This window comes from Chryseobacterium sp. MIQD13, assembly GCF_050496705.1.
Taxonomy (GTDB): Bacteria; Bacteroidota; Bacteroidia; order Flavobacteriales; family Weeksellaceae; genus Chryseobacterium.
The window spans coordinates 721,026-744,246 of record NZ_JBNWAF010000001.1; the positions used below are offsets into that span (position 1 = coordinate 721,026).

A 23,221-nucleotide genomic window follows, 5' to 3' on the forward strand; every position below is an offset into this window, starting at 1 on the left:
GTTTCGGCGGCCTCCGGCCGCCGAAACTTTAAAATAAAAACATTAAACTTAAATTTAAGTAATATTTTTAAAATACTGATTATCAATATTATTTAAACTTCTTTTTAAAGTTAAATTTAATCATATTCATCAAGCCGGGTTCAATAATATCAATCCCCAATCCAAAGTTACTGTCTGCCACAGTATGATGATCTTCCCGGAATGCTTCAAACTTATCCTGCGGAATTTCCAGATTCACCAGAGGGTTATATTCTATAAAAACTGTAGCTCCGTTTTTAGTAATTTTTTTACGGCTTTTATAATCAAAATACGGATTGCTTATGGTGCTTTCCTGAACCGTATATTTTTCCTGGGTATCAATTTTTTGATCTGTATATAAATTGATCTCATACTTTTCACTGTCGAAATTATGCCAGAAAGAAAGATCCTTATGCATAAAATCCCTTGCGCCTGCCTTGATAACATTCCGGTCAAAATACATTAAAAAACGGTTTTTCTGCGGATCTACATAATAAGGATTTTCTACTGTAGCGGCGTAATGAATCTTGAATTCATTCAGTTTTTTATCATCACTTACAATATCAATCACTGCATCTTTGAAAATATTCCTGACATCTGTTCCGTTTCTGTCGCCGGAATAATTAAGCCCATAAAACAGGAAGCTATTCCAACTGTCTATGATTTCCCTTTTATTGGTGCTTTTAAAATACCTTCTCATTGCGTTGGCGCGGTTTCCTTTGTAAGTGGTGGTCAATTTCAATTGTCCTATAGTATTCTGGGCATTAAACTCAACCTTTTCATCAATACAGTAATACGGAAACTTATGTGATTTTCTTTCCTGCAGTACCTGATCCGGTTTCACTTCCAGGTAATGCATAAAATAAATAAAGCCACGGTTTTCAATCAGCCCGAATTCATCACGGACTGTAGCATCGATGAAATACTCCTGACCCTTATAATTGATCTTTACCACCACATGATTAAAACTAAGCAACGAAGGAAGGTAATATTTGATATAGTAATCCGTATGAAAATTAACGAGAACTACCGAAGAATCCACACCGATATAATCTAAAATAACTTTCAGCAGAACACATTTTGCCTTGCAATCGCCCTGTTTATTTTCATAGGTGACGGAAGGTTCCTGCGGCTTATGCCCGTTCATCTCGTCTGCATTGAAAATATAATAAATATGGTTCTGTACATATTCTATGGCAAACTGGAGCTTTTCATCCTGACCGGATACTGCATCCAGCTTTTCGGCAAGATTGGGGGCAAAATCTTTTAAAGAATATCTATTGTATATTTCTTCATAAATCGGAGCAATATAGTTGGACAGATCTTTCCAGTTGCTTACTGTTGCAAAATCTATAAAAGGGAAAATCTCACGGCTCGCATCTACCGGATTGATATAATTCTCTTCTTCGATCAAAAGCCTCTCTCCTTTCTTCAGATAATGGATCTCGGGTTCCAGAACATTTCCCTGTTCATCCCTGAAAAACGTTTTTTTATAAGCAATATCCTGTTCCCGGTCATTGATAAAAGTAAATTTAAAGCTGCCATATGCCCAGTAATTATCCGGACTTACCCATACATACTTTGAAAATTCCTTTCTCAGAAAGTCTCGCTCTGTAAATGCTTTAAATCTTGAATCTTCCAGAATCAGGACATCATAAAGACGAAGATCCTTAATCGTAATATTAATTTTCTTGTTACTGCTTAGAATCCCTCCGCTGCTCTGATTCTCACTGTCCAGTACTTTTATTTTGGTATCCGGAATTTTATCAATTAACACTCCATCTCTCAGAACACTGATCCTGTGAATACTGTATACTTCATTTTCCTCTACAATAACCTCCGAAACAGAAGCCCTTTCCAGATTTCCCGGTTCATTGAGCGTATAGGCCATACAAACATATTCACTGTTTTCGGTATTGCTTGTATAATATTTTTTATCAAGAAAATAGCAGTAATCTCTTCCTTCATCAATCTGTTTCCTGGAAAATTCAGAGTCTTTGATCTTATCAATAAGCTCATGATCTTCTATATTTCCTGCCCATTTTTCAGGTTTCTGAATTTTATAATTTTCAATTTGAATTGGATTATTCATATTATATTTTAGTATTTGTGTCCTTTGGTTAAATTTTTAGAAGCGCTCAAATTAAATAATTAAAAACTAAAAAACAATAGAAGAACTGCGTCAAAAAATTCGGCATAGTAATTGGACCTAAGATGTAAAATAAAGTTTATGAAAATTATCGCAACCATTCTAAAAGGAATTGTTCCTGCAGCAGCCCTATTCGCAATAACACAATGTACCACTACGGCCAATGCTGCCGGAGCAGATGAAAAAACATTCATCGTAGGACCTGAAACTGCAGACTGTACAGGAGTAGCCCCTATGAAATGTCTGCAGGTAAAAGAAAAGGCTTCAGAAAACTGGACCAATTTCTATACAAATATTGAAGGATTTACCTATGAACCGGGATATGAATATGTTTTAAAAGTAAAAACCGAAAAAATTGCCAATCCTCCGGCTGACGGATCCTCCATAAAATACACATTGATCAAAGAGGTTTCCAAAACCAAGAAATAATACAAAAAACTCCCGGAAATTCCGGGAGTTTTTATTTTAGATCTATAGTTCTTTCAGATTAAACGGTCATTCCGATATCAATCCCTTTAATTTTTCTGTAAAGATCGGTCGCAAAATTATCAGTCATTCCTGAAACAAAATCTATAACACCAAGTACTTTCTGATAATCTGTTCCTTCTTCATAAACGAACTGTTTCGGAATCAGTTTCAGTGCTTTTTTATCATAAGATTTTCGCTCATCCTCTGGTTTCAGAATGGATGGAATAAAATGATCAAGAAGTTCATACATTACATTGTAACCTGCGTTTTCAATTTCCACCACCGCTTTATGATTGTAAATCTTTTCAATGGAGAATGCCTCTATATCCTGCAAAGCGCGGTTCTCGGATTTATAAATATCAAGAAGCCCGTTCCCCAGATTTCCCTGAAGAATATTTTCAAAATTATGTTTGTAAATTTCAAGGGATTTATTGATCAGCGCATTAATCGCTTTTGCCCTCAGATAAGAGATTTTTTCATTTTCATTGGAAATGGAAGCTAATTTATTTTTAACTCTGTCCGTATCATGACTTTCAGACCTTATTAATTCAAAAAACAGGTTTTCACAGTCTGCTGTAGATACAATTCCCAATCTGTGGGCATCTTCCATATCTATTATATTATAACAGATGTCATCCGCAGCTTCTACAAGCCATACGAAAGGATGTCTTTTAAAAATATAGGGTTCCTCATTTTCCAGGATTAAATTCGTTGCTTTTGCTATTTCCAGAAAAATATCTTTCTCATTCTGGAAAAATCCGAATTTCTTCCTGTGAATAATCCCTTTTTTCTTGGCAACCGCTTCACAAGGATATTTTGCGATACTGGCAAGTGTGGAAAAAGTAAGCTGGATTCCGCCATCATCTTTCCCCTGCTGACGTTGCGCCAGAACTCTTATGGCATTGGCATTTCCTTCAAAATTAACAAGATCTGCCCATTCTTTTTCATTGAATTTCAGTTTCAGGTCTTTTTCATTACGCTCAAAATAACTTGCAATTGCATCTTCTCCTGAATGTCCAAAGGCAGGATTTCCTACATCATGACAAAGACACGCCGCTGCAATTACATTTCCTAAATTATGAAGATAGAAGTTTTTTGAGTCTTCCGTAAGTTCACTTTTATAAGCATCAAAGATAAATTCACCTATAATACTTCCCAAACTTCGCCCTACCGACGAAACTTCCAGCGAGTGCGTTAGTCTGTTGTGCACAAAAACACTTCCCGGAAGAGGAAAAACCTGAGTCTTATTCTGCAGTCTTCTGAATGCAGAAGAGAAGATTATTCTGTCGAAATCCCTCTGAAAATCAGTTCTTGAAGCTTTAGTATGCGGATTGTTTCCTGTACGCTGATTCGTGAAAATCTGGTTTAAATTCATCATTTTTCAAAATTACTCCAAATTTTATTTTTACGGAACAGTATTTGGATTTTTATTGAAAGGTAAAGCCTGTAGTCATTTGAAGGAAAATAACTGACAGAAACGTAAGCCCGTTTAAATTTATTAAAAAAACTCTGTTATTTTTGAACCATTAAGAACAAGTTAAGGAATGAAGTATAATTAAGATCAATCATTCTGATTTTAATACTTTAAGAAGGTATCTTAATACTCTTAACAACTTATTATATCTTAATGGTTCAAAAAATAAAGTTTAAATAAATTCTTATATTAAAAAAACAATTATTCTGCTTAATTTCAAAAATCTTATTTACAGAATCTATTTTGAGCAATGGTTTTTCCGTTCGGGAGATACTGAAAAAACATCCGATATTTGGTAAAAATTAATCACCTTTGAATTCTTACGAAATGACAGATAATGCATGGCTCGAGAGATGGAATGAGCGATACAGCAGCGAAGATTTCGCTTACGGAACAGAACCCAATAATTATTTAAAAGAACAGCTGGAAAAATTAAAACCTGGTATTATTCTGTTTCCCGCAGAAGGCGAAGGAAGAAATGCCGTTTTTGCAGCTATAAAAGGATGGAATGTTTCGGCTTTTGATATCAGCAGCGAAGGAAAAAATAAGGCTTTACGACTTGCTGAAAATAATAATGTGTCTATTGATTATCAAATTGGAGAGTTAAAATCCTTAAATTTCCAGACAGAACAGTTTGATGCAATTGCCCTTATTTATGCACATTTTACTGCTGACATCAAATCTTCTATACATCAAACGCTGGATCGATATCTGCGTAAAGGAGGAATTGTTATTTTTGAAGCATTCAGTAAAAAGCATCTTGAATACATAGCAAAAAATGAGAAAGTTGGCGGACCTAAAGACATTGGATCGCTGTTTTCAACAGAAGAAATCAAAGCTGATTTTCCGGATTATGACATTATTGAACTGGAGGAAAAAGAAATTGAGCTTAATGAAGGTTTATTTCATAACGGGACCGGTTCTGTGATTCGTTTTGTAGGCCAGAAGCAGTAATCTATCCTTCTGAGTTCAGGAATCCGCCGGCATATTTTGTGAAGAAATCAGATCTGTAAACTTCTCCTATGGGAATTTCGGATTCATCAATATAGATGTTATGATTGTCAAATGAATCTATAAAGTCGAGGTTGACTACATAAGATTTGCTTACCCGAAGAAAAGTTTCCCATGAAATTTTCTGATGGATGGTTTTAAGATTCATAGCTGTGATGAGCTTCTGCTGACGGGTATGAATCACCACATAATCTTTCAGCCCTTCTATAAATTTAATATCTGAAAAACTGATTTTATAGAACCTCCTGTCTGCCTTGATGAATAAAAAATCTGCGGTGTTGGATTCCACTGTATTTTTCACTGTATCTTTAGACAGAAGTTCTGTGTAAAGAATCGCCTTTTCTATAGCTTTATCCAGCCTTTTGGCATCTATTGGTTTCAGAAGGTAATCTACAGCTTCCAGTTCGTAGCTTTTCAGAGCGTACTGGGAATAGGCCGTAGTGAAAATAATCAGAGACCTTTTGGGCAGCATTTCGGCAAATTCCAGTCCGGTTACCATAGGCATTTCGATATCCAGAAAAATAAGATCCACATCATTGGTTTTAAGAAAGTCCAAAGCTGAAGGAGCATTGGAAAACTCTCCCAGAATTTCAACCTTTGATGTTTCATTGATCAATGAACGCATTTCTGCCCTTGCCAGAGGTTCATCATCTACTATAATACAGTTCATACAGGAATTTTTAAATTGACAGTGTATTCTTTTTCTCCGGAAGTAATATCCAGGCTGAAAGTATTTCCGTAAAGAAGTTCAAGCCTTCTTTTAATATTGGCCAACCCCAGCCCGCTGTAATTGGTATTGGATACGGTCAGGCTTGGATTCATTGAGTTGGTGCAGGTAAAATGAAGAATTTTGTTTTCAACGTTTATATTTATTTTCACATAACATCCTTTACTGCTGATATCTACACTGTGTTTTACAGCATTTTCAACAAAAGTGGTGAATAGATTCGGTGGAATAAAAGTACTTTTTACTGTTCTGCTTTCTGCTTCTGCATTAATATCAAAAGAAAAATTTTCCCTTCTTATTTTTTCAAGATTAAGGAAATTCGACAAAAAATCTATTTCCGAAATTAAAAGGGTTTTCTCCTCCCCGTTTTCATACAGCTGATATCTTAGAAATTCTGAAAGTTTGACAATGACTGCTGATGCTTTTTCAGGATCTGTCCTTGTAAGTGCCTTTACATTATTCAGCATATTAAAAAGGAAATGCGGATTGATCTGGTTGCGGAGTTCGTTCAGCTCCATTTGCAAAGTAAGATTGTTGAGTTCCGTTATTCTTTTACTGTCACTGATCCATTTCTGCAGCAGCTTTACTGTGGTTGTGGTCAGAATAATGGGAATACACATCAGTATTCCTTCATAGATGCTGCCCCTCTCTCCTTCCTTGCGGATATTTTCCACTCTGAAATCTTCAAAAAAGAATTTAAACCCATAGCTTATCATATTCAAACCTAAAACTCCCATAAGCACCAGCAGGATGAGATAGGTAATATATTTTGTTTTAAAGAAAAATCTGGGTACCAGAATATATATATTAATATATACCATGGTAATCAGTACCGCATATACAAACAACAGAATATAGTACTGATAAATTCCGGAGTACCAGTGCCAGAATCTTGCACCATACAGCAGTAAAAAAAAGAAAATAAGAAACAGCAAATGCCGGCGGAACTTAAACCGGTCTTCAACCAGAAAGTCCATGACAAGTGTTTCTTTAAATCTTTGTGTGCCGTATTTCATAACATTCTGTCAGCTTTAATATAGAACAAAAATAGGCAATAACGCAGGAAATCTTTATAATATTATACAAACCCTGTATTTTTTTATACGAATTTTATAATATGTGGATTTCGTATAAAATAGAAGCGGTTTCGTATAAAAAAAATTTAGCAAGGCGCTATTCTCTCTTTCTTTGCGCTGTTGAATTTTTATGCTTATGGAATTAGCCGTTTTTCAGGAACTTACAGAAGAAATAACCTCAGAATGTTTTTATATGACAGAAGCCCAGCAGGAAGAGAAAGTAATCCAGATGATAGATCTGCATCATTTCGTGGAATGTTTTCATTCTGAAATCAGAATTTTAGATTACATTCAGCATCCTATTAATATAGTGGAAGAAAATGGTGTCGAAAAAGGAATTTTATTTTATAATCTTAAACATTCTGCTCCTTTTGACTGGAATGCTTTTGAAGAGTTTAAAAGAAGAAATCTGCTTAAAGAAGTCTGGTTTGTTTTTGTAGAAGAAGATGCGGTTGCCGATACTTTACTTCATACTGATTTTATCATTGAGAACAGTATTGAGATCTTTTATGACAAAATATTTCTGTTCAATTTCTTCCAGTCTACCATCCATACTTTAAATAAATGGTCTCAGGTTTCAGGAACGATTAAATGATTAAATTTTAAATGTAAAATTTAGTGTGTCCCCATTTTTGAGAATACATTAATAACGATTACACCAATAACAATCAATGCAATTCCTATGATAGCCGGCAGATCAGGAACCTGCTTAAATGCAATAATGCCTATCATTGTTATAAAAACAATTCCTACACCAGACCATATGGCGTACGTTATTCCTACAGGGATCTGACGCAGTGTAATGCTCAGAAAGTAAAATGCAGCAGCGTATCCTGTAATGGTAACTACAGATGGCCAAAGCTTTGAGAATTCCTCTGATTTTTTCAGAAAAGTTGTCGCTATGATTTCAAATATGATTGCTAAGGCTAGAAATATATAACTGCGTACCATAAGACGTATTTTCTACAAAAATAATGAAAAGCAGATTCTTTTTAACGGAAACTGAGGATAAAATCTTTACTACACTCTGCTTTCTCAGAGTTTTAAATTTTCATTTTGTACAAATCCCTAATTAGCTGTTAGTTAAAAAAATTGATCTAAAAAACAGCTCTCATATTATCCCATAAAAGTGAAAAAATTCAAAAAATATTTATTGCTAATTATTTTAAAAATAAAAAACTCATTTCTTAAAATGTCTGACAATGATTGTTTCAACCAGTCAGTATTTCCAATGCATGTGACAAACTTTTCAAATTGATGTCATAAAATTTGTCAGCTTTTAAAAATTAAAGCCCAAAATTCGGGTCCGAAGAATAAGTTTTCTTAACATAATATTTCTTCAGCTATCAAAAATATGACATTCAAAAGTGAAGCTAAAAGCGATTACTATGCATTGCATTTTTAATCTTTTGTTTTATCAAGTCCACTATAGAAGTATTGAAACAGTTGCCAACTTTTTAATTTTTTACAGATAAGACAATAAAGATATTAATAATTTCATAAAAACATATTAATTTTATGTAAACAAAAAGTCTGTTAAAATTAACAATTAAACTACATAACACACTGATATACATCATAATTATTTGCTTTGGCACGTGATTTGAAAAGAGTAATATTGCAATTAGAAAATTGATAAAATAAAGTCAAATAATTAAATAAAACAAAAAATGGTAACTTACATCGGTATCGCAACATGTGTAGTAGTATTCGCTTCTTACTTTATGACAGTAAAAAGAGAAGAAAGAAACTAAGTTCTGTTTAAAGGAAAGCCTATAGAACACCTATACTAATTATATTGTTTATGTTTTTTAATCTGAATATTCAGATTCCGCTCTTTTACTCAATATTGGAGTAAAAGGGCCCGAAAACATAATTTTCCAACTAAATTTCATAGCAAATTTTATATATCCCAATAGTGAAGCCGTACAATAGTGCGGCTTTTCTTGTTTTATACTTTTGTATACTGGACTATCTGTTAATTCCAATTCAGGATCCGGTAATCATTCAATAAAGGTTTATCTTTGTATGGATAAGAATTATTTTTAATTTTAACATGAATCTGTATAATCTCATCATTCAGGACAAAGAAGAAGTAACGCTCAACGATGTATTTCTGAATAATAATAACAGGGCTCAATTGGTGCAGCTCATAAAAGAACATACTTACGTCAAAGAGCTGCAGGAATATGGCCTTCCCGTAAATAATAAAATCCTTCTGCAGGGGAATTCCGGATGTGGAAAAACCATGACCGCTAAAGCCATTGCCAATGCTTTAGGTAAAAATATACTGATCTTAAACCTGAGTAATATCGTCTCATCCCGTATCGGCGAAACGTCCCAGAATATTAAAATGATATTTGACAAAGCAGCAAGAGAAAGATCTGTTCTTTTCCTTGATGAACTGGACCAGATCGGGAAAGCAAGGGGAAGTGATGATAAAGATGTGGGTGAAATGAGAAGGCTGGTAAATACTCTGATCCAACTGATCGATTACTATCCTGAAAATGCTCTTTTAATCTGTGCCACCAATCATGCAGAAATTATAGATACTGCCCTGCTGAGACGCTTCCAGTTGAAAATTAATTACGAAATGCCTTCTGCTGAGTTTCTAGATACTTTTTACGATGATCTTCTCTCTAAATTCCCTGAAGAATTGAGAAATGTAGACCGCAAGTACAGTATTTCGTTTGCAGAAGCAAAAGATTATGCTTTAACCTCAATAAAATCAGCATTAATTAAAAAACTGGAATCTCAGGAAATTGCAAAGTAATGAAAGAAGATATTCCCCACAATCTCGAAGTTATCAATGCCAGAATAAGGAAAGCCTGTGAAAAAGCAGGCAGAAATACCGATGAAGTCAGATTATTACTGGCAACAAAGACAGTTTCTGCGGAACGTATTAAAACAGCTTTAGAAAATGGCCAGACTTTGATCGCAGAGAATAAAGTTCAGGAACTGAAGGAAAAATACGAAGATCTGAAAGATACCCCTCACGAAAATCATTTTATCGGGCATTTACAGACCAATAAAATCAAGGATATTTTAAAATATGATGTAGTTTGTGTACAGTCTATCGATCGTCTGGATCTTGCAGAGAAGCTTCATCAGAGACTTTTGCAAGAAGGAAAAACAATTGATGTTCTGATCCAGGTGAATACTTCAAACGAGGAAAGTAAATTCGGTGTACATCCTGATCAGGCAGTTGAGCTGACGAAAAAAGTATCCGAGTTCAGTACAATAAAGATCAAAGGCTTGATGACAATCGGCCTTTTCAGTGCAGAAACGGAGAAAGTGAGATCTTGTTTTAAAATCCTTAAAAACCTGCAGCAGGAAATTATCCGTCTGAATATTCCCAATGTAAAAATGAATGAGCTTTCCATGGGAATGAGCGAGGATCTGGAAACTGCGATTGAAGAAGGATCTACTATTGTGAGAGTGGGAACAGCTGTGTTTGGTGCGAGAGTTTATACGGATTCTTATTATTGGGATGAAGGGAAAAGCTGAAGAAAAAAATATGAAAACCAATAATCAAAACTATCTTTTGCCATTACTTTTATTAGTTCCAAATTTTCTTTTAGCCAATGCTGGTTCTCCAATGCTGTGGTTTAGCTTCTTACATCTGATTTGGATCAATTTTGTTATCGGAACATTTGAAAGTAAATTTCTGCTGGACAAGTTTAATATCCAAAACAGAAAATGGCTGATCATTGCTGCCAATTACATTTCCATGTTTGCAGGATATTATTACATTGCTCCTTACTTTTCTTTATTAAATGGTTATAATGATTTTTGGGGCATGAAATCAAGAGTTGGAGAATATGAACTGGGAGGCTTTTTCATTGGATTTCTGTGCAGTTTTACAGCAACCTTAATTATTGAGTTTCCCTTCTACTGGTTTTCATTAAAAGCAAAGCTGAAAGGCTGGGAATTACTAAGACCATTTTTGGCTGTCAATCTTCTGACAAACATTTTAATGCTTTTAATTTATTTTGCGATTGTTGCCTTCACTGCAAAATGGAATTAAACATTCTGGAAAACCCTCCTATTATTTTCTAAGTATTTCCTATTTATTACATACAGAATTCCTGCAAAAATGGTTTGTTCGGTATATTTTTTGCTCATAAAACACTTAGAACCAACCAAATACATTTATATGATTAAAAAATTACTCTTGGGCTGTCTATTCATGACAGTAGTTTTCCTGTCTTCATGTAATAAGTATGATAATACATCACAGGCAAAAGACAGTGAAATATCAATCAAAACAGTTTCAATGGTAACTTTTGCTACCATGGCAATAGGACTTCTTGTGGCATATAGCTATCGAAGAAGGCAGTAAAATCGAAAAAAATAAAAAAAACACCCGTCTGGATTCCAGACGGGTGTTTTATATTGATTATAAATTCTAATTACATATAAGCTTCAATCGGCTCACAAGTACATACTAAGTTTCTGTCTCCGTAAGCTTCATCCACTCTCGAAACAGAAGCAAAGAATTTGTGGTCTCTTACCCACTCCAGCGGATAAGCTGCTTTTTCTCTGCTGTATGGTTTATCCCATGAATCAGAGATAACCAATTGCTCTGTGTGTGGAGCATTTTTAAGTACGTTATTTGCCTGATCTGCTTCTCCGTTAGCAATCTCATCAATTTCTTTTTTGATAGAGATTAATGCTTCTGCAAAACGGTCGATTTCAGATTTGCTTTCAGATTCTGTAGGCTCAATCATTAATGTTCCAGCTACAGGGAAAGAAACGGTAGGTGCATGGAATCCATAGTCCATTAATCTCTTCGCTACATCTGCCACTTCAATTCCTAAAGATTTGAATTGACGGAAATCTACGATACACTCGTGAGCAACTCTTCCATTCTCGTTTGAATATAAGATCGGGAAATGCTCTGCTAAAATTTCTTTAAGATAATTAGCATTCATGATCGCATGTCCTGTTGCTTTTTTCAATCCATCTGTTCCTAACATCTTAATATAAGAGTAAGAAATATTAAGAATTAAACCAGAACCGTAAGGTGCTGCAGAAATACCGTCGATCGCTTCCTTAGCTCCGATTCTGATATTCGCATTGGAAGGAAGGAAAGGAACCAGGTGCTTAGCCACACAGATCGGGCCAACTCCAGGGCCTCCTCCTCCGTGAGGAATAGCAAAGGTTTTGTGTAAGTTCAGGTGACAAACGTCTGCTCCAATGTTTCCAGGGCTTGTGAATCCTACCTGAGCATTCATGTTTGCACCATCCATATATACCTGTCCGCCATGTTCATGGATCAGGCTTGTAATTTCTTTAATGTTTGCATCGAAGAATCCGTAAGTTGACGGATAAGTAATCATCACACAAGATAAGTTCTCTGAATGCTGCTCAGTTTTAGCTTTTAAATCTTCAAAATCGATTTCTCCGTTTTCAAGATTTTTAACCACAACAATCTTCATTCCTGCCATTGCTGCAGAAGCCGGGTTTGTTCCGTGTGCAGACTGTGGGATCAATACTACGTTTCTGTGGCCTTCACCTCTTGAAATGTGATATTCTCTGATCACCATTAATCCTGCGTACTCTCCCTGTGCTCCTGAATTCGGCTGTAGGGAAGTTCCTGCAAAACCTGTGATCTCAGCAAGATCCTTCTCAAGTTCTTTGATCATTTCCTGATAACCTCCTGCCTGATCTACCGGTACGAACGGGTGTACACTTCCCCAGTCTGCCCATGATAACGGAAGCATCTGAGTAGCTGCATTCAGCTTCATGGTACAAGATCCAAGAGAGATCATGGAGTGCGTTAAAGAAAGGTCTTTTCTTTCAAGACGCTTGATGTAACGCATCAGTTCTGTTTCCGTATGATATTTGTTGAATACCTGCTCTGTAAGAATCTCGTCTTTTCTCAACAATTCTTCAGGAATGCTGTATCCTTCTTTTATTTCTAATTTGAATGTCTGCTTGTCTTTGAACTGAGCGAAAGAAGCCATCAGATAGTTTAGTTTCTCTAATGTTGTACTTTCGTTGATCGCGATACTTACAATTCCTTCTGTGAAATAATTCAGATTAAGTCTGTGATCAAGCATCATTCTCATTAATCTTCCTTTTTCGTCTTCAGTCATCGTGATTTTCACAGTATCGAAGATCGGTTCTTCAACTGTTTGATATCCCAAAGCACTAAGACCATTCTTCAAAGCATTGGCTTTAAAGTGTATCTGATCAGCGATATAGTTTAATCCTTTCGGACCGTGGTAAACAGCATACATTCCTGCCATTACAGCAAGAAGTACCTGCGCTGTACAGATATTGGAAGTTGCTCTTTCTCTTTTAATGTGCTGCTCTCTGGTTTGTAAAGCCATTCTTAATGCACGTTTTCCGTACATATCCTGAGAAACCCCGATGATTCTTCCCGGAATGTCTCTTTTGTAATCTTCCCTGCAAGAGAAAAATGCTGCGTGAGGACCTCCGTAACCCAATGGAATACCAAATCTCTGTGAAGTACCTACAGCACAGTCAGCACCCATAGAAGCCGGTGATTTTAATTTAACCAAAGCCATCGGATCACAAGCTACAACCACCTGTAAATCTAATTTTTTATAGTTTACAATATCTTCTGTATAGTCTAAAACAACACCGTTTTTACCAGGATACTGTAATAAAACCCCGTAATACGTTTCGTCAAACTGGTGAGTTTTGTGATCACCTTCTACGATCTCGATGTCTAAACCTTCTGCTTTAGTTTTTAAAACGGAAACTGTTTGTGGTAAAACAAGATCGGAAACGAAAAATTTGTTTGCGTTAGCTTTTTTCTGATCCTTAGTTCTGTTGTTAAAGAACATGTGCATAGCTTCAGCAGCAGCAGTAGATTCATCAAGAAGTGAAGCATTAGCCAGCTCAAAGCCTGTAAGGTCGCACACTACAGTCTGGAAATTAAGAAGAGCTTCCAGCCTTCCCTGTGCAATTTCTGCCTGATAAGGAGTATATGCCGTATACCAGCTGGGATTTTCAAAGATATTTCTCTGAATAGCTGATGGCAAAAGTGTATTGTGGTATCCAAAACCGATATAGCTTGTATAATCAGTATTCTTCGATGCCAACTCTTTGGAATGGTTCAGCATTTCGTATTCTGACAGCGGTGCGGAGATCTCAAGATCTTTCTCTAAACGGATAGAAGAAGGAATGGTCTGAGAAATTAGTTCTTCAATACTTGAAACGCCCAATTTTTCCAACATTGCCTGTTTATCGGCTTCATTAAGGGAAATGTGACGGCTCACAAACTGTTCTGTATTCATTTTTATTTATTAGATTTTGTTCGTAAAAAAGATTCGTAAAATTACAATTTTTTAAACGACTATACAAGAGCCCGGAATTGCCGAAGCGATAGCAAAAAACTTATATCAGTTTAGAAAAAAATAATATACAGTCTATTTATTATTTAAAATTTAACAGTCTGATTTTTCATCTCTAAATATATTGCTTTACAAAATCGGCAGTACAGTTTATAGTTTACCAATAAATTTTATAAAATTAAGATCAATTGATTTGAAAATTCTTCAACAAATATATTTTCACAAATTCAAAAAAACTTCTGTCTTAAGTTTATTCAGTCTAAGTTTATAACTTTCTGTTTAGAACAAACTACTATTTCGGGGACGACTGTTTGTTATAAAACCTGATTTTTCAACTGTGAACAGGGTATAAAATTCCCTTTAAACATACTGATATACAGGTATGATAACATTTATGAAATTTTATTAATTATATTTATTCTAAATTAATATATTTGTACCATGAATATGATTACTCCGTTTAAAGTACCACCATTAACTCCAGTATATGCATTCAACAATGAAGACATGTTCTGTGAAAAAAAATCATGCTGCAAGAAATTCAAGAAAGGAAAAAGATGCAAAAAATGTCCGGGAAGAAAAAAAATGGCTTAAGCTAGCCGAAATTTTTGGATAAAAAATAAATAGCTGCAGCCAGAATAATAATTCCCCAGATCAGCATCATAATCTTTGGCTGACCGGATTTATTGATCCGCGTTCTTGGCTGAGGCTTAAACATTTCCTCAACACTGTTTTTAAATTGAGCACCATCGTTCTCAAAGACTTCAGTAATGGTAATTCCCTGTACCGCCGTTTTATGAAGCAATGAATTTGTTGCATGAAGCAAAATCTGAAATTTCCCGTCTTTAAATTCTGTGATCTTAAAGATCCTTTCTCCGAAAGGCTTTTCTAAACCGAAAGGCAATACTTTCACTACATCGGCATTATTCGTCTGCCAGTTAATAATAATCTCCTCCCCTTTTTTCGCATGAATTTTATTTGCCGTAAAAGTTTTAATGGAAGGCGGAACATTATATCTGAAACTTTTCTGATGATTCTCCAGATTCTGATCATAAGTATGTCTTTTCCCTGAATCACTTAATATTTCATAAGCTTCCTGGATTTCACGGAACCGCCCGGCAAAGAAATCATCATTATCATTTTTATCCGGATGGTATTTTAAAGATAATTTTCTATAAGCTTTTTTGATGTCTTCTTCTGAAGCATCCGGAGAAATCCCGAGAAAATAGTAGTAATCTTTCATTGAACTGTACAAAAATAAGGATTTATTTTTTTTATAATTGAAAATATAGAGGGCTATTTGATGAAAATAAAGATGTAAAAAATTTTTCTAAAGGTCTCGTTTTATTCCCATAATAAAATTTCATACTGTCATTGCGAGCGAAGCAATCTCTTTTAACGCAAAGACCGCAAAGATTTTTTTGAATACTTGGTGTTTTTAAGTTCGCAAAGGCGTTTCACTTAGCAAAGATTCTAAATATGTTATATTTTTTTGATGGCTGAAGCTCTCGAAGCCACCAGTATTTTGAGATTGCTTCGCTTCGCTCGCAATGACGATATGAAAAGATTCCGGCGCGGGAAGCTATGCTTCCCGCGCCGGAATTAACAATTTCAATTTAGTTATTTACTGCTTATGCTTCAGTTGTTGTTTCTGCAGTATGATTTCTTTTGCAGCATCTTGAAGCGAATTCTTTTTTGAATTTCCCTTTCAGTTCCTGATACTGCTCTTCGTCCATTTCTCTGATCTTGTCTGCAAGACCAAAAGGTGATTTTTCTTTGATTCCGTATTCATTAAAAATACCTTTCATAAATCTTTTTCTTTGTGCTATTTTTTTGGCAGCCAATGCTACTCCCACAACAACTAGTGCTCCAAGAGCTCCTTTTAATGCTGAATTTTTCATTTTTTCAAAATTTTAAATTTTACTACTTCTTGTTTTTTATATAGACGGATGAATTTTAATTTTACTTTACTACTTCTTTAAAATTTTTAAATTATCCGTTGTTTTTCTTAAAGAATCCTCCTGAACATCTGTCTCTCCATACTTCTTTGAATTTTTCACGTTCTTCAGGGGAAAGCCCGGCCATTTTTTCTCTCATTTTTCTTTCTTTAAAGTCTCTCATCCCTTTTCCGAAATGAAAACCTCCAAAAAGGATCTTGCTTAAGATCAGAATCCCCATCGCCTGCCAGAATGTAATGGATTTTACCCCAAGGATCTCAGGAAGGAGGCAGTTCCAGAGCCACATTACAATAAATGTAACGACTGCCAGGATCAGCGGCGGACATAATAATAAAAAAATCCAGCCTTTTTTGTGTTTATGATTCATAATTTCTTCTTTACTAACTATTTAAATCTTCGTATAATCTTCTCAGTCTGTTTCTTAAATGCTTTACAGCATAATTTTTTCTGCTGATTATGGTTTTTATATTTTCTCCCTGCTCGTCAGCGATCTGTTGCAGAGTCTTATCATTCAGTTCGTTTTCTACATAAACCAATCTCTGTTTTTCAGGAAGCTCATCCAGCGCCTCGAAAAGTTTTTTCCATATTTCATCCTGGAACATTTTCACTTCAGGGCCAACGCTCTCGTCCAGCAAAAGAATATCTTTGATGGAAAAACTCCCGTCTTCATCTTCATAGACGAAATCTTCAAGATTTTCAGTTTTCTTTTTTCGGTAACGGTCTGTAATTTTATTTGCAGTCACCCTGTACAGCCAGCCCCCGACATTTACAATCTCTGAAAGATTGGTCAGACTGCTGAACTGAAACCACACCTCCTGCAGAATATCTTCCGCATCCTCGGTGTTTTTCACTTTCGGACGAATATAGGACATCAGCTTTCCTCCGTACTTTGAAACGGTTTGTGAGATGATACTTGCTTTCTCCTCCTGTGGCATTGTTATTTCTTCGACAACCTCCATATTGCTATGACGATCTGTCTTTTGGTTTTACTTTAATAAATTTAAAAAAAATTATTGATTGGTGGATTTTTGTTGTTTAATGCAGGTTTCGGGCTTCTAAGTACGAGATCCTAATAAAAAAGGAAGGCATTATACCTTCCGTTTCTATAAATTATAAAAATTATCTTTTATTTTTTGTTAAAGTTCTCTGCGAAGAAGCCCAGCATATATTTGTACAACTCAAGTCTGTTTGGCTCTTTTCCGAATCCGTGGCCCTCATCATATTTAACAAGATAAGGAACTTCAAAGCCTTTTGCACGCATTGCCTTTACAATCTGGTCGGATTCATTGATATTGACTCTTGGGTCATTAGCTCCCTGTACTACAAATAAAGGTTTCTTGATTTTATCAATCTGGAAAACCGGGGAAACTTCTTTGGCTATTTTTGCTTCTTCAGGGTTATCAAGGTCGTACCAGATCTGCTTTACCATTTCTTTGTAGGGTTTCCAGTATTCCGGGAAGGAATCGAAAAAGGTAAAGATATTGGATACTCCTACATAATCTACTCCGCAGGCATATAAGTCCGGAGTTTTGATAAGCCCCATCAGAGTTGCATAGCCTCCGTGGCTTCCTCCATAAATTGCAATCTTATCTTTATCTATCCATCCCTGCTCAATAGCATATTTTACACCATCTTCCACATCATCCATAGCTTTTCTTCCGATCTGCTTATACCCTGCTTTCTGGAACTCTTTCCCATAGCCACCTGAGATTCTGAAATTCACCTGAAGCGTTGCATATCCTCTGCTGGCAAAAAGCTGTGTTTCCGGATTGAATCCCCATTGATCCCGAATTCCTTGCGGACCACCGTGAGGGTTAACAATTAAAGGTACTTTTTTACCTTCAAGAGCTGCTTTGGGAAGAGTGATATATCCTCTTATCGTTAATCCGTCCCTGCTTTTGAATTCAATAGGCCTCATTTCTGCCATATCTTCTTCCTTCAGCTGAGGCATCAGGTTGTAAAGAAGACTTATTTTTTTACTTTTTGTATCATATTCGTAGTAGGCTCCATAGAATTTATCGCTTCCTACATATACCAAAAGTTTATCATTATTATCATCTGAAGAAACAATAGAAAACTGTTTGTCTTTAAATTCAGCTTTCAGCTGATCATCAACTTCTTTATAAAATTTGCTTACCGGAACTGTTTCATTTTTAATCCCGTCATAGCTGATATAATCAAGCTCGTAATTTCTGCTTTTACCGGCAGTGCTTATAGAGTTTACATCAAAGACAGGATTGGAATACACTTCTTTGATCACTGCATTTTTCTTCAGATCATAAAGTACAATTCTGGACTTGTCCCCGTCAAGATTAGTTACAACATAGGCCTCATCCTTATTTTTGGAATTCTCGTTGAGTTCTATAATGCTGAAAGTATCTTTCCAGTCTGTGGATTTAATCAGGTTAAATTTTCCTGTCTGAAGATCTTTGTAGTAAGTTTTGGTTGTTAATCCATTCTCAAGGATGGTATATCCCCTAAGATTACCTTCTTTATCAAAAATATAATCATCAATAGGGCTGTTGACATCTTTATTTTCATACAGCTGAGTCATCTCTCCTGTATTAAAATTGATTTTATAAGGTTCAAAAATCTGTTTGTTGTTTTTGTTCATAGTTACCACAACAAATTCCGTATCTTTTATCAACCTTACAGAGCCCAGGGTAATTCCATCGAAAGGAGTCAGGTCTTTCAGGTTTTTCCCGTCTATGTCAGCAGCATAAAGATGAATATTTTCATTGCCTCCTTTATCCTGAGTAAAGAAAAGGCGTTTTTTATCGAGCCAGCCGTAACTTTTGATAAGATCATCCTTTTCAACAATAGCTTTGGTGATTTTACCTGTTTTCAGCTCTTTAACATAGACATGATTCTTTTTATCCTTGTCTTTTTCTTTGTAGGAAAGGTACTGCCCGTCCGGGGATATTTTAAACTGTGAAGCATTGGGTCTTGCAAAATAGTCTTCCACTTTATATTTAAAGTTTCCTTTATCATAAGAAATCAGTTTTTCAAGATTTGCTTTAGTGGAGGGAAGCGTAGGATCGCCCGGCAGTTTGGCCGTTGAAGTCTGTGCATTAATCATAATTGCTGAGAGTACGATTTGAGCCGCACCAAAAATTTTAGTATTAAAATTCATAATTCATATTTTGTAAGGTTAAGTGAATGATCTGGATCAGATTTTAAAATAATTAAAACCTTATACATAATATGACAACCTTTCATTCAAAATGTTACATAAATTATGAAAGTTTATGAAAAACCAAATTAAACAATAAAAGTATCCTTATTAATTTAAATAAATCCCAAAATACCAGGTCCATGCAATAAGAATCAGCTGCATGGGAATTCTTTGGGTATAAAGATATTTCATGCCCGGTCCGGTGTAATCTGCTTTAAAAATATTGATATTTTTCTTTGAAGAATTGATATTGGCAATAAAAACCAGAATATAAAAGATAATAAGCAGAATAGCTGTAATCTCTCTTATTGAAGGGATCATCAGCCCTATTCCTGCAGCAATTTCAAGAACTCCTGTAAAATATACCCAGAACATTTTGCCGGGAAGAAAGTCAGGAATCATCATGGCCATTCCTTTCTGAAGTTTAAAGTGAGAAACTCCTGTGAATATAATGAATACAGCCATTCCCAGATTTCCTGAGAATAAAAAGTCCGGCTTTCCCTGGAAAGTCCAGGTTCCCAGCAGGGCTAAAATAAATGCACCGAAAAGAATGGTTAATAATTTCATATCGTTGTTTTTATCGTAAGAAAAGATAATGTAAATTTCCGATATCATACCCTATTTTAATACAAAAACCTTACAGGCTTTTGAAATCTGTAAGGTTTTTGTATTAAGTAGTGTTGTCATTATTTATTTTCAGCAAGATTTTTCACGACTTCCAGCCCCTGTGTAAACCCTTTATCTATATCATCTTTCCATTCTTTGTCCACCTGTACTTCGGCGTGAAGTTTTGTTTTTCCATCCAGATCAATAAGGATATATTTTTCGAAGGAACCGCTCCATTCCATTACTTCTTTACTTTGCGTGTCTTCATTACCTTCTTTATCTACCATTCCCAAATGTTTAAATATAATCTGGTTGGGTTCGTCGATGCTGTCAATGGTTGATACCATTCCTGCACCTTCTGCATTCACAAAATAGGTTTTACCGCCTACTTTCCAGTCGGATCTCATTTCAGATCCCGGGCTGAAAAATTTCGTCCATTCACTATAGGTATCAGAATTCCAGAGAATATCCCATATTTTCTGTTGTGAGGCATTGATTTCAATTTCGTACGATAAAGTTTCCATATTTTAAATTTTTGTGGTTAATGTAATCATTATAATTGGTTTTCTGACAGGTTTTTCACAATCCCCAAAGCGATAGGAAATTTTTCTTCAAAAAAACCTTTAAATTCTTCAGGGGTCTGAATTTCAATTTTCAATGTTGTCCCTGATCCTGTTTCTTCTAAAATATAGCCTTCTGTAGCCTCACCCCAATCCTGTTCACTTTCTACACCGTTATAAATTTCTCCCAGATGCAGAAATTTCATTTCTTTATGAGGTATATTTTTTTCAATACGGCTGTACATTCCGTTATTATTCGGATCAAAAAATTTTATAATACTTCCTTCTTCAAAAGTCCCCATATAAAAAGAACCTTCTGTAAAAGCAGTTGTCCATTGTCTGTACGTTATATCGCTCCAAAGCACATCCCATACTTTTTCAGGGTCTGCTTCTATTTGAATTTCAAAAAATAATTTCTGCATTTTTTTAATTTTAGATATTAGATTGTTAGAAGTTAGATATTAGTTTTTAGAACGTTAAATTTTAGTTGATAAATATCAAACGATAATTATCAGCAATTCTGACATCATTTTCTAACTTCCATTTTCTGTTCCTAACCTCCTACAAAGTCTCCCCCATTGATATGAATTACTTCTCCTGTGATATAACCGGCATCTTTAGAGGCGAGAAAAACATATGCCGGAGCTACTTCCGACGGTTGTCCCGCCCGCTTCAACGGTGTGTCTTTCCCGAATGTTGAAAGATCATCAAAGGCTTCTTTCACAAGCGGTGTCCAGATGGGACCGGGAGCAATTCCGTTAACTAAGATCTTCTTTTCGGCCAGACTGGCTGATAGAGAGCGGATAAAGGATAAAACAGCTCCTTTTGTAGCAGCATAATCAATAAGATGATCACTTCCTCTGTACGCCGTAACTGATGTAGTACAGATAATCCGGCCTCCTTCGCCTATCAACGGTAAAAAATCTCTTGTAAAAGAAATCATGGAAATAATATTGGTATTGAATGTTTCCTGAATCTGAACATCCGAGATTTTTTCAAGACTATTTTTGGAAGTATGAATCCCTGCATTATTAACCAGAATATCCAGATTCTTCCATACCTTTCTTATCTTTTCTATACATTTCGTTCGGAATGCTTTCTTAGTAAGATCGCCTTTTATAAGGATACATTGCTGCCCTTCTTTTTCAACGAGCTTTTTTGTTTCTCCGGCATCGTCATCGCTTTCTTTATAAATAATTGCGATATCTGCTCCTTCTCTTGCAAAATGAACTGCTACAGCCTGTCCTATTCCACTGTCTCCGCCTGAAATGATTGCTTTTTTTCCAAAGAGTTTTCTGCTTCCTTCATAATCGTTCCTTATAATTTCCGGAAAGAGTCCTTCTTTCGGAACTTTTGATTTAGAGTCTGATCTGTTCTGTGTTTTCATAAGCAAATCTTTTATAAATCACATCAAATGATAAGCCGAAACAGGAAAAAATGAATTCTGAAATAGAAAGGTTTATCTTTTATTCTATGAATTATAAGCGTCTTCCAGATCTTTTACAACAATCTTCTGCATTTTCATCATGGCCTGTACTACCTTCTGGGCCTTTAACTGATCTGAATCATTCATCAGTTCAATCAATCTTTTTGGAACAATCTGCCAGCTCAGCCCGTATCTGTCTTTCAGCCAGCCACACATACTTTCTCTTCCTCCATCTGAGGTAAGTGTATTCCAGAGATGATCGGTTTCTTCCTGATCATTAGTCATGATTACAATGGAAATCCCTTCATTAAAATCAAACTGATGGTCATAAGAATTATCCATACAGAAAAAACTGTAACCGTCAATGGTAAATTGAGCATGCTGTATGTTTCCTGCCGGTTCAGGTATAGAATGTCCTTCTCCTCCGTCACCATATTTCAGGATATTTCCAATGCTGGAATCCGGGAAGGTTTTGGTATAAAATTCCATTGCTTCCATTGCTTTTCCGTTATTCTGATGAATGAACATCATAGTAGGAACAATTTTCTGGGATCCCGGTTTGTCACCTAAAAACAATTGCCATGTAACGCCGTATTTGTCCTGTACCCAACCATATTTTTTGCTCCAGGAATAGGAATCCAGAGCCATGAGAGCCATTCCTCCTTCTAAAAGCTTATCCCAATATTGCTGTACCTCATCTTCTGTTTCACAGATGACCATGAAAGAAACTGATGGATTGGTTTTAAAATGCGGGCCTCCGTTCAGCAGCATTAGTTTCTGTCCGAACACTTCAATGTTCATCACTACAGGTGTGTCTGCAGTAATCTTTCCGCCAAATACCTGACAATAAAACTCTGCAGCCTCTTTTGATTCTGTATCAAACCAGAGACATGGAAAAATGTCGTTATTCATAATATTAAATTTTAGGAGTGAAAATATAGTTTTATTATCATTGCTGATAAAATACCTGCAATGATAGTAAATATCTGGTATTTATAGCAATCAGTTTTTAAAGGAAACCTGATGCTGTTTCATATGACTTTTGAGTTTCTGCATGGCATTCCTTCCGAAGCCATGAAGTTTCATGATTTCTTCTTCAGAATAGTCCGAAAGTTTTTCAAGAGAATCAATTTTTTCTCTTTCCAAAGCTCTTCTTGCCGGTACTGCAATAATACCGGACAGGAAATTACTATTTTTAACGACATGATTAACAGCACAAATGGAGCTTAAACATTTGGCCATTAT

General features: G+C 35.5%; 24 protein-coding genes. 7 read left to right on the forward strand and 17 right to left on the reverse strand.

The window, feature by feature from the left end; all coding sequences use genetic code 11:
• Positions 1-88: 88 nt before the first annotated feature.
• Complete coding sequence (locus ACQWU4_RS03425) at positions 89-2,110, reverse strand: hypothetical protein (protein WP_429934360.1); 2,022 nt, start codon at positions 2,108-2,110, stop codon at positions 89-91.
• A gap of 138 nt (positions 2,111-2,248) precedes the next feature.
• Here ACQWU4_RS03425 and ACQWU4_RS03430 point away from each other — a divergent pair, with 138 nt between their 5' ends.
• Positions 2,249-2,596, forward strand: a complete 348-nt coding sequence (locus ACQWU4_RS03430) for a DUF4377 domain-containing protein (RefSeq protein ID WP_429934361.1) — start codon at positions 2,249-2,251, stop codon at positions 2,594-2,596.
• A gap of 58 nt (positions 2,597-2,654) precedes the next feature.
• Here the strand turns inward: ACQWU4_RS03430 and ACQWU4_RS03435 are convergent, their stop codons facing one another.
• Positions 2,655-4,010 carry a deoxyguanosinetriphosphate triphosphohydrolase gene (locus ACQWU4_RS03435; RefSeq protein WP_429935071.1) on the reverse strand — a complete coding sequence of 452 codons (1,356 nt, stop codon included), beginning with the start codon at positions 4,008-4,010 and terminating at the stop codon, positions 2,655-2,657.
• 426 nt (positions 4,011-4,436) lie between these two features.
• Here ACQWU4_RS03435 and ACQWU4_RS03440 point away from each other — a divergent pair, with 426 nt between their 5' ends.
• On the forward strand, positions 4,437-5,063 hold the full coding sequence (locus tag ACQWU4_RS03440) for a class I SAM-dependent methyltransferase (RefSeq protein ID WP_429935072.1): 627 nt from the start codon (positions 4,437-4,439) through the stop codon (positions 5,061-5,063).
• A 1-nt stretch (position 5,064) separates the two neighbouring features.
• Here the strand turns inward: ACQWU4_RS03440 and ACQWU4_RS03445 are convergent, their stop codons facing one another.
• Together ACQWU4_RS03445 and ACQWU4_RS03450 are read right to left on the reverse strand one after the other, a co-directional pair.
• Entirely contained in the window at positions 5,065-5,790 is a 726-nt protein-coding gene (locus ACQWU4_RS03445; protein WP_429934362.1) for a LytR/AlgR family response regulator transcription factor, read from the reverse strand.
• A complete protein-coding gene (locus tag ACQWU4_RS03450; protein WP_429934363.1) occupies positions 5,787-6,863 on the reverse strand; it encodes a sensor histidine kinase in 1,077 nt (358 codons plus the stop codon). Before ACQWU4_RS03450 ends, ACQWU4_RS03445 begins: the two co-directional genes overlap by 4 nt.
• Positions 6,864-7,059: 196 nt before the next feature.
• On the opposite strand from ACQWU4_RS03450, the gene ACQWU4_RS03455 reads away from it, so the two are divergent.
• A complete protein-coding gene (locus ACQWU4_RS03455) occupies positions 7,060-7,518 on the forward strand; it encodes a hypothetical protein (protein WP_429934364.1) in 459 nt (152 codons plus the stop codon).
• Between the two features lie 20 nt (positions 7,519-7,538).
• Here ACQWU4_RS03455 and ACQWU4_RS03460 read toward each other — a convergent pair whose 3' ends face one another.
• Positions 7,539-7,874, reverse strand: coding sequence for a DMT family transporter (locus ACQWU4_RS03460; RefSeq protein ID WP_429934365.1), 336 nt, complete (start codon positions 7,872-7,874; stop codon positions 7,539-7,541).
• Between the two features lie 1,105 nt (positions 7,875-8,979).
• On the opposite strand from ACQWU4_RS03460, the gene ACQWU4_RS03465 reads away from it, so the two are divergent.
• The 4 genes from ACQWU4_RS03465 to ACQWU4_RS03480 all read left to right on the forward strand — a co-directional run bounded on the left by ACQWU4_RS03465 (position 8,980) and on the right by ACQWU4_RS03480 (position 11,265).
• On the forward strand, positions 8,980-9,696 hold the full coding sequence (locus ACQWU4_RS03465) for an AAA family ATPase (RefSeq protein ID WP_429934366.1): 717 nt from the start codon (positions 8,980-8,982) through the stop codon (positions 9,694-9,696).
• On the forward strand, positions 9,696-10,430 hold the full coding sequence (locus ACQWU4_RS03470; RefSeq protein ID WP_429934367.1) for a YggS family pyridoxal phosphate-dependent enzyme: 735 nt from the start codon (positions 9,696-9,698) through the stop codon (positions 10,428-10,430). The genes ACQWU4_RS03465 and ACQWU4_RS03470 overlap by 1 nt, the downstream gene beginning before the upstream one ends.
• A gap of 10 nt (positions 10,431-10,440) precedes the next feature.
• Positions 10,441-10,950, forward strand: coding sequence for a hypothetical protein (locus ACQWU4_RS03475; RefSeq protein ID WP_429934368.1), 510 nt, complete (start codon positions 10,441-10,443; stop codon positions 10,948-10,950).
• 147 nt (positions 10,951-11,097) lie between these two features.
• On the forward strand, positions 11,098-11,265 hold the full coding sequence (locus tag ACQWU4_RS03480; RefSeq protein ID WP_429934369.1) for a hypothetical protein: 168 nt from the start codon (positions 11,098-11,100) through the stop codon (positions 11,263-11,265).
• A 70-nt stretch (positions 11,266-11,335) separates the two neighbouring features.
• On the opposite strand, the gene gcvP is transcribed toward ACQWU4_RS03480, so the two are convergent.
• The 12 genes from gcvP to ACQWU4_RS03540 all read right to left on the reverse strand — a co-directional run bounded on the left by gcvP (position 11,336) and on the right by ACQWU4_RS03540 (position 23,218).
• The gene (gene gcvP / locus ACQWU4_RS03485; protein ID WP_429934370.1) at positions 11,336-14,194 is read right to left on the reverse strand and encodes an aminomethyl-transferring glycine dehydrogenase; all 2,859 of its coding nucleotides are present in this window, start codon (positions 14,192-14,194) and stop codon (positions 11,336-11,338) included.
• Between the two features lie 652 nt (positions 14,195-14,846).
• Entirely contained in the window at positions 14,847-15,494 is a 648-nt protein-coding gene (locus tag ACQWU4_RS03490) for a J domain-containing protein (RefSeq protein ID WP_429934371.1), read from the reverse strand.
• A gap of 388 nt (positions 15,495-15,882) precedes the next feature.
• Positions 15,883-16,152: a hypothetical protein gene (locus tag ACQWU4_RS03495; protein WP_429934372.1), complete on the reverse strand. Its 270-nt coding sequence runs from the start codon at positions 16,150-16,152 to the stop codon at positions 15,883-15,885.
• A gap of 91 nt (positions 16,153-16,243) precedes the next feature.
• Positions 16,244-16,576 (reverse strand): hypothetical protein, encoded by a 333-nt coding sequence (locus ACQWU4_RS03500; protein ID WP_429934373.1) that lies wholly within the window; start codon positions 16,574-16,576, stop codon positions 16,244-16,246.
• Positions 16,577-16,589: 13 nt separating this feature from the next.
• Positions 16,590-17,168 (reverse strand): RNA polymerase sigma factor, encoded by a 579-nt coding sequence (locus tag ACQWU4_RS03505; protein ID WP_429934374.1) that lies wholly within the window; start codon positions 17,166-17,168, stop codon positions 16,590-16,592.
• Positions 17,169-17,335: 167 nt separating this feature from the next.
• Positions 17,336-19,342 (reverse strand): S9 family peptidase, encoded by a 2,007-nt coding sequence (locus tag ACQWU4_RS03510; RefSeq protein WP_429934375.1) that lies wholly within the window; start codon positions 19,340-19,342, stop codon positions 17,336-17,338.
• 150 nt (positions 19,343-19,492) lie between these two features.
• Positions 19,493-19,951, reverse strand: coding sequence for a DoxX family protein (locus ACQWU4_RS03515; RefSeq protein WP_429934376.1), 459 nt, complete (start codon positions 19,949-19,951; stop codon positions 19,493-19,495).
• A 119-nt stretch (positions 19,952-20,070) separates the two neighbouring features.
• The gene (locus ACQWU4_RS03520; RefSeq protein ID WP_429934377.1) at positions 20,071-20,514 is read right to left on the reverse strand and encodes an SRPBCC family protein; all 444 of its coding nucleotides are present in this window, start codon (positions 20,512-20,514) and stop codon (positions 20,071-20,073) included.
• Positions 20,515-20,543: 29 nt separating this feature from the next.
• The gene (locus ACQWU4_RS03525; protein ID WP_429934378.1) at positions 20,544-20,972 is read right to left on the reverse strand and encodes an SRPBCC domain-containing protein; all 429 of its coding nucleotides are present in this window, start codon (positions 20,970-20,972) and stop codon (positions 20,544-20,546) included.
• A 131-nt stretch (positions 20,973-21,103) separates the two neighbouring features.
• Positions 21,104-21,937 carry an SDR family oxidoreductase gene (locus ACQWU4_RS03530; RefSeq protein ID WP_429934379.1) on the reverse strand — a complete coding sequence of 278 codons (834 nt, stop codon included), beginning with the start codon at positions 21,935-21,937 and terminating at the stop codon, positions 21,104-21,106.
• 84 nt (positions 21,938-22,021) lie between these two features.
• Positions 22,022-22,888 carry a VOC family protein gene (locus ACQWU4_RS03535; RefSeq protein ID WP_429934380.1) on the reverse strand — a complete coding sequence of 289 codons (867 nt, stop codon included), beginning with the start codon at positions 22,886-22,888 and terminating at the stop codon, positions 22,022-22,024.
• Between the two features lie 90 nt (positions 22,889-22,978).
• Positions 22,979-23,218, reverse strand: coding sequence for a DNA-directed RNA polymerase subunit alpha C-terminal domain-containing protein (locus tag ACQWU4_RS03540; RefSeq protein WP_429934381.1), 240 nt, complete (start codon positions 23,216-23,218; stop codon positions 22,979-22,981).
• Positions 23,219-23,221 lie beyond the last annotated feature (3 nt).